This window comes from Halobaculum saliterrae (genome assembly GCF_009831625.1).
Lineage (GTDB): Archaea > Halobacteriota > Halobacteria > Halobacteriales > Haloferacaceae > Halobaculum > Halobaculum saliterrae.
On record NZ_WUUS01000012.1, the window covers coordinates 60,094 to 72,977 of the forward strand.

General features: G+C 61.0%; 7 protein-coding genes. All 7 read right to left on the minus strand.

Annotated elements, in window-relative coordinates; all coding sequences use genetic code 11:
• Positions 1–445 precede the first annotated feature (445 nt).
• A complete protein-coding gene (locus GRX01_RS17000; RefSeq protein WP_159670480.1) occupies positions 446–2,095 on the minus strand; it encodes a sensor histidine kinase in 1,650 nt (549 codons plus the stop codon).
• Positions 2,096–2,253: 158 nt separating this feature from the next.
• On the minus strand, positions 2,254–3,780 hold the full coding sequence (locus GRX01_RS17005; RefSeq protein ID WP_159670483.1) for a primase-associated protein: 1,527 nt from the start codon (positions 3,778–3,780) through the stop codon (positions 2,254–2,256).
• Entirely contained in the window at positions 3,777–4,661 is an 885-nt protein-coding gene (locus tag GRX01_RS17010; protein WP_159670486.1) for a DNA primase, read from the minus strand. Before GRX01_RS17010 ends, GRX01_RS17005 begins: the two co-directional genes overlap by 4 nt.
• Positions 4,658–8,482: an ATP-binding protein gene (locus GRX01_RS17015; protein WP_159670489.1), complete on the minus strand. Its 3,825-nt coding sequence runs from the start codon at positions 8,480–8,482 to the stop codon at positions 4,658–4,660. The genes GRX01_RS17010 and GRX01_RS17015 overlap by 4 nt, the downstream gene beginning before the upstream one ends.
• Positions 8,475–10,709, minus strand: coding sequence for a VirB4 family type IV secretion system protein (locus GRX01_RS17020; RefSeq protein ID WP_201289629.1), 2,235 nt, complete (start codon positions 10,707–10,709; stop codon positions 8,475–8,477). The genes GRX01_RS17015 and GRX01_RS17020 overlap by 8 nt, the downstream gene beginning before the upstream one ends.
• A complete protein-coding gene (locus tag GRX01_RS17025; RefSeq protein WP_159670495.1) occupies positions 10,693–11,814 on the minus strand; it encodes a hypothetical protein in 1,122 nt (373 codons plus the stop codon). The genes GRX01_RS17020 and GRX01_RS17025 overlap by 17 nt, the downstream gene beginning before the upstream one ends.
• 6 nt (positions 11,815–11,820) lie before the next feature.
• Entirely contained in the window at positions 11,821–12,882 is a 1,062-nt protein-coding gene (locus tag GRX01_RS17030; RefSeq protein WP_159670498.1) for a hypothetical protein, read from the minus strand.
• Positions 12,883–12,884 lie beyond the last annotated feature (2 nt).

Below are 12,884 nucleotides of genomic sequence, written 5' to 3' on the forward strand. Positions count from 1 at the left end.
GACGGCCTCAAATCGAAGAAGAACCCCGTCGGGCCGATTTGAGGCGGTAATAAATACCTCGACGAGTTCGGGACTAATACTGGAATCCCAAAATTTGCTCGACGAGGGGGTAATGAAGGTGATTTCAGACGTGTCTAAATTACACCGGGCCGCTGCTTCACCTGTTCTGAGTCTCTCGAGGCTCCCCGGATCGGTACTTCGAATCGTGAAACACCCCCGATTCCCTCGATCTGGTTGTGTTAGCCGCTGAAAATTGCTCGACGGGATTCTGAACAGACTGGCTTTGATCTGCAACACAAACCTCGAAATTCTAAAATAAGTGGCTCTGTTGAAACCCTCAACAGTTGATATTTTCACGGCCTCGGTCGCTCAGTACAGGGTACTCACCAATCGTTCAGTACAGCGGACACACTTCGCAGAACAGTCAGTTCCTGTCAGTACAGAATCACTCTACGGTTTCAACGCCGAGGATCTCGAAGCGAGCTCCACCGATCTCGCTCTCAGTCACCTGAATCTTCCACCCATGAGCAGCAACTGTCTCAGCGACGATAGCGAGTCCAAACCCGGTCCCTTCCTCGCGGGTCGTATACCCCGGATCGAACACGGACTCACGATCACTCTCAGGGATACCGGCCCCATCATCAGCCACGTAAAATCCCGGCCGGTCAGGAAGCACTCCGACGGAGACCGTCACGTCCGGGCCGCCGTGGTCGATTGAATTCCGAAACAGGTTCTCGAACAGGCGTTGTAGCCGTGTCGGGTCCGCTTTGAACGTCAGGTCGTCCTCGACGCGTAACTCGGCAGCGTTTGTCTCAACCATCTCCCAACTGTTCTGTGCGACCGACGAGAGCAACACTGCATCCCACTGCTCGACTGGTTGGCCATCACGGGCGAGCGAGAGAATTTGCCTAATCAAGTCCTCCATCCGAGTTAGCGCCCGCTCGATGGCTGCTGCGTGTTCATTCTCTGCAATCTCCTCGACATCCTCGCGGAGTAATTCGAACCGCCCTGTGGCCACGTTGAGGGGATTACGGAGGTCGTGACTCACTAAACTGGCAAACTGTTCGAGACGTTCGTTCTGTCGCACTAATTCCTCACGGTACCGCTCACGGTCAGTTACGTCGGTCAGAAGGATGGTTCGGCCGAGCCCGGCTTTTGCTGTCCCATACGGTGTCTCTGTAACATGGTAATACCGGAGGTGATCCTCTTGTTGGAGTTTCAAAATAGCGTTGTCGCTGTCAAGACAGTCCGCTACTCGTGGAAGTGTCGTCTTCAGAGGGGTGCCCTCGGCACCGTCAAGGTCAGGGAAGAGCGTCTGCGCGGCGCGATTCGTGTCTCGAATGTGGTTGCTCGCGTCAAGCGCAATAATTGGCTCGTCCCGTTCGCCGGCCAATTGGATGGCATCGAACTGGTCGATATAGACGAACGCGACACCAACGGCGAAGACGGCGACCCCGAGCGGCTCGTAGGTAATATCGATGAGGTAGGGCGTGGTGTACCCGATAATATCGAACACGACGGGCAGGCCGGTGATTCCAACGAGAACGAGGAGCGCTCGTGTGTCGAGGTCGATCTCGGTGAACAGTTCCAGCAGCATGAAGTAGCCGACAAAGGCGAGTGCATACGAGAGCCCCATTGCAGTCCAGTGTAGCGGCCCTGTGTACACGGACAGATGAGGGAACGGTGTGGCGACGGCCGTCGTCGTGAAGTATCCGTGGTGGAGAGGATTGGTGACTTTCACCGCGACAAGTACGATGTAGACGGCGATAGCAAGACGACGGTATGTCGGATTTCGATGGTAGGTCCGACCAGTATACGCTGAACAGAAGTAGAGCCATGCGCCGACAGCTGCGAGTCCCAGTACGAGCCCGAACGTATACCACGCGAGTTGGAGTGATATCGTTGAAGAGACGAGAAATCCGACGTGAGCGGTCGCCCATCCACCGCTCGTCAGGAGGAGTGCCCACAATCCCCGTCGCGTATCAGCATTCGTGATACGCTGAAGGCGTGTGAGACTTACAAAACAGGCCAATGCAGCCACGACGAAGAGACCAACATAGAGCAGAAAGAGAGGAGATGTCGTCGAGACAGCCATATTGGACCGTCCCGGGGGCTAGCGTAATACTTTACGGATCTGTAAGGTGACCATGTCTTGATAGCGCGTGATAGACGCGCAGCTCTCATAGACCGTCTGTTTCATATGAAAATATATCTGAATAACAGGATTTCAACAGAGCCAAGGAAGTCTATTATTTAGAATTGCTCAGCGGGGCCGGCAGACTGCTCGTCAACTTGTTCGTACATCTCATCCGGGAACGGAAGACTGCCCCAGATCGAGTAGGGACATTGGTCCTGGCCGATACAGTACCGTTGCATATCGTCGTTATCGCAGTTCATCGGCAACGGCGTGTCCCCGCCGATCGTGTTCGAGAACTCGTAGCGGACTTGGTACTCAGTTTCCTGCTCATCGTACCACGGCCACCGAGAGAAGACATCCTTGAGGTCCGCGACGATTTCGTCGAGGCTGCTGTCTTGGTACTGCGGGAGCCACATCACCATCCGCGCGAAGTTGTAGAGATCCTTCCGAACCGGCTTCTTCTCGTGGAGTCGGTCCTCCATATTCGCCATACAGGGGAGTTCGAAGAGATCCTCAATCTCTCTCACTTCGATCTGTTCGGCGCCGGTTCCGGCCCGCCCGATTCGGTACGTATTGACGCGCCCGTCGCGGTCGATGGTGACCGCCGAATGCGACTCGTGGTCGGCCAGCGTCTTCGCGAGACTGCTTGGACTCGAGATCCAGTCTGTTACTGAGGATTCCCAGTCGTCCTCGACGTCGTACGCCGTAACCGCTCGGTAGAGCTCTTTCGCCGTGTAGAATTCGCCCGTTTGCGCGACGTCGTCGGGCGCATCACTTAGGGCCCGCCGGAGAACGCGAATCGTCCGTTCCCCACGGTCCCAGTTCCGCCAGATTCGCTCGTGATGGCCGGTCTCGAGGAAGCGATTGATCCGCTCCGAAATCGCCGACTCGTTCGTGGTCAGCCACGTCAGCTGGTCGTCAGAGAGCCCGTCTTCTTGCACCCGGAGGAGCTTCTTGAACGCCCGTTCAGCGTAGTCCCGATACTTGCTGTCGAAATCACCGACCGGGACGTACAGGTTGTTGTCCTTCACTCGCGTCAGTATCTCCCCGCCATCGTCACTCCCCGTCGATGACTCGCCCTCCGCTCGAACGAGACATTTGCGTGACGCCGCCGCCATCGGGATTTCGAGGTAGAGGCCCTCCCCGAACTCCGGCATCTCTGTGATGCCCGTACAGACTCGGCCGGGATGCGGTCCATCCTCGCCGGGCTCCTTGCTGTACAGCACGTCGGCGATGTCCTGCTGGAGTGACCCATCGCCGTGTGCGCGGATGAGGGAGGCGAGATTGTTGACGTACAGCTCCCGGATGTCGTAGAGCACCTGGATGTTCCGGGGCGACGCGTGCTCGAACTTCGGGTGCTCTTTCACACAGATCGCACTCAACGTCGCGAGCACGGCGAGCGTCCCCGGCTCGTCGACGAACGGCTCCTCGGCGGCGTCGGCACGAACCTGCTCTTTGAACGCCGCCGTCCCGAACCGCTCGAGATCGTTCACGAGGTCCTCGGGCTTGTCCTCGCCGTCGACGACGTATCGGTTGTAGCCACGTGTAAACAGCTGGTTGATGCGGGTCTCACCGTACTCCAGCGGGAGTGCCGCAACTCGATACGCCATGTCCTCGTCGTCGGTGGGCGTACTCGGACTCATTCGTCGATTACCTCCGGTGTAGCCGACCGAACGTCGAATGCCGGGCTCTCGATGGGTTGAACGATGCTACAAACGTCGGCGTGAAGTGAGTAGGGCAGACGGGCGACCCGCCGGCGGTCGGCCGTCACGACGGGGTCGATGGGGATGTCGTACGTCTCGAGGAGGAGGTCGTTCAACACCTCGCGACTCTGCTCGTCGTATCGGTGCGCCGGGTCAGAGTCGAGGAGGTAGACGTGGACACCCTGCCCGCTGTAGACGACCATCGTCTCCTCGGCGTCGAAATCGTCCTCAAAGATGTCGCGCACCTCGAACCCGTACTCGATGGCGCGGTCGACGTCTTCGAAGGCGTACGGATACCCCTCGGGAGCGGCGTCGAGGATACCCGCAGCGTCGAGGAGCGCATCGTCGTCCCGACTGTCGACGTCCGCCGACACCATCTCGTCCGCTCGGTCTCGGGCGATCTCTTTCGCGTCGATGTCGACCAGGAGGACCCAGGGTCGTTCCCAGTGATCCAGCGCGTAGTAGACGGCGTCGGGCCGTGGGTCCGGTTGCTCCAGCACCTCCGGATCTGCAAGCGCGAACTCGCTCCGCCCCAGCGGGTCGTTGCGAGCTGGATGCCGAATGAACTCAACGACGTCCTCGAAGTCGTCGAACTCGGGCGTCGTTCGGTCCCCCGACGTATCTGTCTGCCACGTATCCCGCCGGATGAAGTCCTTGGCCGGCACCTCGTCTTTGCGAACCGGGTGGGACTCTCGGAAGGCGATGGCGTACTGTTTCGGACCGGTCGCCGTGATGAATTCCGGCAGGTCGTCCAGATAGCGGGGGAACTCCTCGGCGTAGTAGGCGTAAATCTCCTCGTGGGTCGCCTGTCGCCAAGTCATTGGTTTAGTTCTTGATCGAGATTTTTGAAGCCCCGAACGGTGGTCAGGCCCGTAGCATCGAACTCGTCGACGGCGTCTCTGATGGTCGCGAACGACCGTGCCGCCCGCCCGCTGACCCGCTCGCCGATCCGATCGGCGTCGGCAAGGCTATCCAGGACGTCGAGCGCCGTCTCGCGATTGTTGAAGGCCCAGATTGCGTCGGCGTCCACCGCGCTGAGTTTGTCGTAATCCTCGACCGGGGCGTGCCGGTTGTTACTCGCGAGCTCTGCTTCGCCGGCCCAGACGAGATCGCCGTCTCCGTCGAAGCCGGCCACGTCCAGTACCGTGCCGTCGTCGCTTTCGTAGTACGGCTCCACACGAACGACGTCGTCCTGCTGGTGGACCCACAGTTCGAGGAGTCGGACGCCAACCTTGTGTGGCGTTTTCTCGCCGAGATCGCCCGCTCCTGGTCCCGCCTTCATTTCTCTCCCCAGGAGGTCTCGACCGTCGGGGAGGACGGTGTAGTACTTGCGCCCGGCAGCGGAGTCCGCTTCCAGGAGATCCTGCTCTGTGAGCCGCTCTATATGGAGGTCGTCGTATTCGTCCCGAAGCTGGCTCATCCTGTCCAGTAGCGTGTACTCGTCGTCCTCTCTGTTCATCACGTCGAGGACCCGATTCAGGAACCGGACGTCGTCACGGCTGAGCCCGCGTTGTCGGAGTTCGTCATCGGGGACGGGTACGCTGCTTTCCTGGACGGGCGTTGCCCCGTTCTCCGGCTGCGCTGCTTGGTCACCAGCTGAGTCCTCGTCCGTTTCGGTGGCCTGCCCGAACAGGGAGCTCATCTCTGACTCGTCTGCATCTGGGTCGCTGTCCGTCTCGGTCGGCGTGGTCGACGTCGACGCATCTTCGGTCGTCGATTTGCTGATGAACGCGGATTGCGTCGGGTCCGTTCCTGAGTCGCCGTCGGTAGCCGAGCCCGTCGTCTCGGCCCCCGAACTCCCCCAGCCAGTCTCTTCCGGAGCAGTGCTCGACTCAGTCGGTTCTGTTAGCCCGTACTGGGCCTGTGTCCGCTCGACCATCCGTGGCCGGGACACGGACTCGAAATGGTCTTCCTGGGGTTCTGTGAGCGGCTGGTCGCTTTCTGGATGCCCCGCTGCAATCGGAAGCGGCTTCAGCGAAAACGGCGGCGGCCCAGTCTCCCCGAACGACGGACTCGGGAGCTGCGCAATCCACTCACCACTCGGCAGCGTGTTGATTCGGTTGCGGAGTTCGGTCGGAGAGAGGTCCTCGTGGGCAAGCGACTCTGCGAGGTCGCGTTCGATCGAGATGTTCCCGATGAGCTTCGTCTTGATGTTGTTCAGCACCTCGTCGTAGGCCCGCTCGTTCCGGTTCCGCACCTGTTCGGGGAACTGCATCACGAGCCCCATACTCAGCCCGAACGATCGGCCCTGCGGAAGTAGCTGCTCGGAGACAAGCTTCGTCGACGCGACCGGCGCCGCCTCCTCGATGATGAGGTTCGTGAGCTTCTCGTAGTCGGTCTGACCGTCGCGACGGCGCACCTGCACGGCATCCCAGAGGTTGCTCAACAGCAGGAGTGTGATCGCTCGCTGTGCCTCCGGCCGCAGGTCGCCGAGGTCGAAGATGATGGTCGCGTCTTCATCGAGGAACTCGCGGAAGTCAAAGCGGTTGTCGACGTAATCGCCGGCGTCGTTCTGCTCGGGAACGTGGCTGAAGATCCGGCGGAGATGCGCGTCCTCTTTGAGCTTGTCGAGACGGTTCCCGACGGCGTCCATCGACACCTGGAACTGGTGGTTGTCCTTCGCGAAGTGGCGCGTCAGTGATTCCTCGATGTTCTGGTTGTCCGCTGAGACCGGGGGGATCGTCTGGTCGCGCTGCATCCGGAGGGCAGCAGCGAAGAGATCGTCCAGCCCGAACACGTCGCTCCCGTACTCCTCGTCGAACAGCGCCTTGATCAGATAGCTCAGAATCTCGTTCGCGACGAACGCCTGCCCGTACTGCTCGCGACCCATAATCATCCGAAGGATGTCGTGGAAGTGGTCGACCTTGTCCTGAATCGCGTCCTCACGGTTGCGACCGACCTCGAGCGCGGGGCGGATGTCGAAGAACGAGAACGCGGGGATGGTCTCCGGGACGCGGAAGTGGTAGACATCGTCGAGACCACCGAACCGCTCGTAGTGGCAGCGCAGGTAGTTCTCACACATTCCGTCCCCCTTCGGGTCGACGAGGACGACGGGGCCACCCGTCGACTCGCGAAGCGAAAGGGCGTCGTTGATGATGGCCTTTGATTTCCCGCCACCTGTCGACGCAAACCGCCCGTAATGCGTCGGCAACAGGTCCGGCGGGATCCGGATGGGGTCCGGCCGTGGCTCACCGTTCTCGTCGAGCGCGTAGCCGATGGCCATCCCGTCCTGGAACTGCTGGATCAGATCCGGATTGGGCCACGGGAGCGGATTCCGGCTCTGCTGTTCGGCCCTGGTTCCCCGTGTCCCCTCAACGGTCAACTGCTCTGACGAGGGGACGAGGACGAAGTTCGCGAGCTCTGTCCCACAGAGGACCAGCTCGGGGCGGGTCTTTCCCCGGCCTGTCGTCAACTCGCGATTGAGGAGGCGCTGAAGCGCGGCCCGTGCCTTCTTCTCCTTCGTTTTCTCACGAAAACCGCTGTTCCGGAGGCGTTGCCCCTCAACCTCGTAGAACGACCCATCAAGAGGGTCGAACACAGGAAGAAGTGAGTCCATCCGGGCATCGAGATCGTCGCGAGTGTCGCCGATGGGGACGCCGATGGCACGGATATTGGCCGTGAACGACCGTTTAGCGTTCTTCGCGTTGATGTATGCGATTCGTTTCTCGACGGACTCGCTGAGCTGTCGTTCATCCTGGTCGCTCCGTTGCTCCTCGACCTCGAGGAACGACCCGACGACCTCCTGGAAGAACGTGTCCCGGCCGTCGATGAGGTCTTCTTTCCGCACTTCTGCGTCGGACTGCCAGCTGCTCCGCCGTTGGAAGACGACCTGGAACGCGGTCGGTGCTGTCGCTTCCATCAGATGGTCGATGAGCGTCGCGAGCGCGGCACCGGGTTCGTCAACGGACGAGAGATCGCCGTTCGTTTCCTCCGCCGTGAACGGTGTCAGCGAGGTCATCCAGTCCTGCTTCCGCGACGCGGAGCCACACCACCGAACCCCGAGCGGCGAGACAGCGTCTTGGGCCAGGCGGGCCAGAATCGTTCCCGCCGGTGTCATCGTCGGCTTCTCGATGGCCCGTCGCTCTTCCTCGTCGTCTGGAAGTGCATCGGGCGACGCTAGTTCGAGCGCTGAGTCCTCGACAGTCACGTGATGATCGGGGACGCTCGTGGATGCCGTACCGCCGTCGACAACGGGGTCTGCTTCGGATGCCTCGGAGTCCGCTGATTCCTCGTCAACGATATCGTACTGTTCTGCCGGGCCAAACTCGTACTGCAGCAGTCCGGCCTCGTAGTGGTCGACGAATTCCTGCGGTGTGAACTCGACTGGCTGAATGAGCCGGGCGGCGACGTCGACGTCGACGCGCTCGATGTCGAACGTGGCCGGATAGATGGAACGGAGGCGCTTCTCAAGCGTATCGAGGTGCGCATCGGCCCCGTAGAAGAACTCCACCGGGTCGTCCGGGCCATCACTGATCGCGAGGAACTCGAACCGGGGTGGTGTCTCACTGTGGAGCGGGTTCAGCTTCGCCCCGAGACCCGACGAGCCGGGCGTGGTCAGCTTGTGGAGGCTGTCGAGGACCCGGGGGATGCTCTCCGGGTCAAGCCGCTCGGACGTCGGCGTGACGCGCAGGTACTCAGCCATCGTTGGTGTCCTCCGTTGACCCGCCGTCTGGCTCGGCTTCGACGGCGTCTGATTCCTCGTTCAGTTCGCTCGTTTCGTTCGTTCCGTTCGTTGCTCGATGCTCGAGCTCTTCCTGGAACTCCTGCATCTCGGTATCGACGGCGTCGTCGCCGGCGCCGGGCAGCGAGGACCGAACTTGGGAGGTCGGGTCGAAGTCGATGACCTGCTTCTCCTTGGGCATCGCTTTGACCTGAATGCCGCGCCACTCGCCGTCGACGCCCACCAGCGCCTCGGAGAAGCCGGCGTCCTCGTTGCCGGGCACAGCGTCCTGAACGAACCGCATCTGCGCGTAGTTCAGCCCGAACTCGTCGGCCCATTCTTCGTCCATCCCGTCGAGACGGTGGAATTGCTTGACCGCACACTGGTCGAGGATGGCCTCGGACTCGGCGTGTTCGAAGAACTCGTCGACGGTCTGCGTGACCAGCCGGATCGAGAGATCGTGGTGCCGGTGGTGGCGGAACACCGTTTCGAGGAACGCCAGGCTCGCGGCGTCCTGCATAATGTAGCGCGCCTCGTCGATGTAGAACACGACCTCCTTCTCCGAGACTTTCGCCCGCTCGTACACCAGTGAGATAAGCAACTGCATCGTCAGTGCCGTGCTGCTGTCGACGCTGCCCTCCTGCTGAGCGAGGTCGAGGTAGATGACCTTCTCGTCGCGAATGTCGAAGTCGGACTCTTGGCCGAGGTTGGCGTGCCGACCGTCGTCCTCGAAGGGGCGAAGCTGATCGAGGAGCCACGTCGCGTCCTCTTTGATCTTCCCCGCCTCCTCGTCGGACCGGACGACGAATTCCTCGGGGTCGTCAACCATGTCCTCGAAGACGTCCATCATATCCTGAATCGTCGGGCTCGGATTGTCGTGCGTCGAGATGTCATCGGTGATGCCGTTGCGCTTGTACGCTCGCTTGAGCGCGAGTTCCAGTGTCGTCCGTCGGTCGCCGAGGGAGATGCCACGGAGCGCGAAGAAGTTGGTGAGGAAGCTCATCGCGTCGTCGAGCTTCTCGTTGAACGGGCTCGCGTCCTCGCCCATCGCCCGCTGGACGTGCTCGGGTGTCTCCCGGATTTCCAAGGGGTTCAACCCGAGCGTCCCGCCGACCGTGATCCGCTTGGCGTCGAGGGCCTCGGCGACGCCGGCCCAGTTGTTCAGTGGCTCGAGGATGATGCCGATACGGTCCTTACTCTGCTCGATGGAGCGGATAAAATTCTGCTTCGAACTGAACGACTTCCCCGAACCGGTGTCCCCGACGGTGAACATCGCGTAGCCGTTGTCCCGCGCGAACGGGTCGATGACGACCGGGCTCTGGTTGTCCTTGTGAATCCCGAACTCCACCCCGCCTTCCTCGAGAATCGTCGCGTTGTGCGGCGAGGAGAGTAACGCGCCGACGGCGCCGCCGAGCGCAATCGACGTCCGCCCGAACTCGTTGTCGCCGATGGGTGCGGCGGACTGGAGGGCGAGATCCTGGCGACAGATCGCCGTCTTCGGCGTGAGGTTCGCCGGATCGTCACGGAGCGCACTCTTGACCTTCTGGACGGCGTCGCGGAGGTCGTCTTTCTCGTCAGCCCGCACCGTGATGAACATTCCTTGGTCGAAGACGTTCGCGCCGTTCTCGACGGCCTTGTACGTCGCTGCGGCTTCGTTGGCACGCTCCTGTAGGTAGGCACTCCGCACGCTCTGTTCGAGGTCAGCATCCACCTGGAGGTCGTCAGCGATATCCTGCAGTTCGTTCCGGGCCCGCTCCTGATTCTTCGGCGTGATGTGAGCCGTCAGGTCGAACTGCACGTCGGTCATCTCGAAGAGCTCGGAGAGGTAGCCGTCGTTGGGGTAGTCCGGGTAGTCAGCGATGTACAGCGTCGTCGTCCACTGCTCGCCGACCCGTGCCGCGCGCGTCTCCCACTCGATGGCCGCCGGCGCGGTCACCGTCTTGTGTGACTCGGCGATGTCGTCGAGAAGCTGGCGTTCGGCTTCTCCTTGTTCGATGGTCTCCTCGTCGAGGAGGTCCGAGAACTCGACCTCTTCCTCGTCGTCTTCGGTGTACCAGTCCCAGAGGAATTTCCCGCTAATCCCGATCAGTACCGCAAGCAGGATATAAAGGGACGCACCTTCAGCTGAGGTCGGATTCGTGAGCCACTCCGTGAGCTGGCCGACGGCTCCGGTGCCCGTCTGGAGGACGAGGTTACGCATCGTGGTCATCCTCCCGGCGCGAATGGCCGATGATGGGTTGTTCGCGAACGACGCTCTCTGCGTCGTCGTACTCGTGTTCGCGGCCGTTCCAGAAGTCCATATTCAACACGAAGAGTTCGACCGTGCTGAGCCGACGTGCGGACCAGCCCGACGCCTGCTGGATGAATTCTGACCGCACATCGTTGACCCGGCTGTCGAGCTTCTCGAACATCTGTGCGCGGCGCTCGACGTCGGTGAGGTCCTCGCGGCGGGTCACAAACGGGTTGAACAGAAACCCGATGACGGGGAACTGCGTCAGCTTCTCGGCTGGCGTCCCCTCGTCGCGGAAGCGGTCGTAGACCTCCAGCGGGGTGACCTCGACGCCGATGTAGTACCGCACCTGCTGGATACCCCGCTCGCGCATCTCCTTCGGCCGCGTCTCCCGATACTCTTCGAGGAGTTCCCGGAAGATGGGGTTCTCTTTGACGTCCTCGTCGTTCAGGCGGTCTTCGATGTTCTCCGTGATCTGTTCGACCGGGAACGAGCGGGTCGTGGCGTGGAGTTTGAGTTTCGAGTCGAGTTCCTTGTTGGCGAACTCTTCGCCGGCGTCCTGGAGCTGTGCCCAATCGTCGGACATCGCGAAGTCCATATTGCCGGGATTGATCTCGATGAACGCCTCCATCGTGCCGTCCGCGCGCTGGATCGCGCCAGCTCCCGGCCACGCCCGTTCGATGTTCGTGAGGTCCTGCGTTCGCTCGTCGGGCGTGAACGGCGTGTAGTTCGCGAGCCCGCCTTCGTTGCGCTCTGTCTCGTTGGTGCTACTGTCGGCTTCCTCCGGGGCACTGAACGTGATCTGGGGGCGCTTGACGTAGCGATAGACGTCTTTCGTCCACGTCCACGCGTTCAGGTGGTCGGGCGAGACGTAGACGATCGCGACGCCGAACCCGAAACCACCCGCGACGAACGGCAGGGCGAGTGATTCGATGCCGGTGAGGCCGGCGATGAACAGGCCGACGATCGGGAAGGCGATGAGGACGCCAACGTCGCCTTCCTCAATGTTGAGGTAGGGGATGCGACTCTCCTCACCGAACTGGTCCATGATGCGCCGTGCGGCTGCGTCTTGGTCGATGGACATGGATTGTTAGTAGCTTCCAGGATCGTTCTCGGTTCGCCGGTAGGACGGCGTCCCGCTGTCTTCGTCGCTGTTCGCGCCTCGTGCGGCCGCTTTCTGCGCCACAGCGTGTCCCGCTGCGGCCTTCGGTCCCCACCGGGCCGCCGTCGTCGCGACGCCGGCGCCGCCGATGTAGGCCCCAGCGGCAACACCGCCGATGAGGGCCGCTCCCTTCGTCGCACCACCGAGAACCTTCGCCGTCAGCGGGGTCGCGTACTTGAACGTCTTCCAGGTTAGGTAGAGTGCGATCAACGGGAGCGATGCCGCGACTAGATACCGCAAAAACGGACTACTCGGAGCGATGGCGTTCTGAGAGTACAGCAAGTCGTATCCTTTGAACACCACCGCTGCGGGCAGAGGCAGGACAGCTAACGGGACGAATTTCTTACTGAACCCCATCGCGATATCCGAGAGCACGGGGATGTTTCCGTAGGCCAGCGCGAACGCAATCGGCATCCCATACACGTAGACGTAGAGCAAGACTTCGCGAATGTAGTAGAGTGCCTCCAAAGCCCACATTGAGAGTCCTCCAATCAGTGCGAATACGAGTGAAAGCCCAGGGTTTGTGATTGATACTTCGAGCAGGTTGAGCATCGCATCGCCCAGAGAACCCAGACTCGGCATCAGGGCGATAGTGAACCCGTCCACTATGTAGAGTCCAAGAATACTGACCCAGTACCAGCTGATAATCAGAAACGCGCCGACCCAAGCCGTTTTCTTGGTGCGCCTGGCCTCGTATGCACTTCCAATATTGAATATACGGATCGTGTGACGCCCCTGAACGCACATCACGAGGAGCAGCAGCGAGATCAACATGATCTCTCCACCTACAAGCGCATCCTGAATTGACGGCCAAGGAGCATTACTGGGCTCTCCGAAGACGAACGCACCGTCTGTCTCCGGCGTTGGTGTCCCGAACATCTCCTCGGTGAGGGTCTCATAGCCGGAACGCAGGCCGTCCATGAAGAGACCGACAATCCAATCGACGACCTCTTTGAATCCCTCAAGGACGACGTCGATTAGATCAACCATGG

Excerpts from the sequence above, each read along its gene's own strand:
- GRX01_RS17000 (WP_159670480.1), bottom strand. The coding sequence starts at position 2,095 with ATGGCTGTCTCGACGACATCTCCTCTCTTTCTGCTCTATGTTGGTCTC.
- GRX01_RS17005 (WP_159670483.1), bottom strand. The coding sequence starts at position 3,780 with ATGAGTCCGAGTACGCCCACCGACGACGAGGACATGGCGTATCGAGTT.
- GRX01_RS17010 (WP_159670486.1), bottom strand. The coding sequence starts at position 4,661 with ATGACTTGGCGACAGGCGACCCACGAGGAGATTTACGCCTACTACGCC.
- GRX01_RS17015 (WP_159670489.1), bottom strand. The coding sequence starts at position 8,482 with ATGGCTGAGTACCTGCGCGTCACGCCGACGTCCGAGCGGCTTGACCCG.
- GRX01_RS17020 (WP_201289629.1), bottom strand. The coding sequence starts at position 10,709 with ATGACCACGATGCGTAACCTCGTCCTCCAGACGGGCACCGGAGCCGTC.
- GRX01_RS17025 (WP_159670495.1), bottom strand. The coding sequence starts at position 11,814 with ATGTCCATCGACCAAGACGCAGCCGCACGGCGCATCATGGACCAGTTC.
- GRX01_RS17030 (WP_159670498.1), bottom strand. The coding sequence starts at position 12,882 with ATGGTTGATCTAATCGACGTCGTCCTTGAGGGATTCAAAGAGGTCGTC.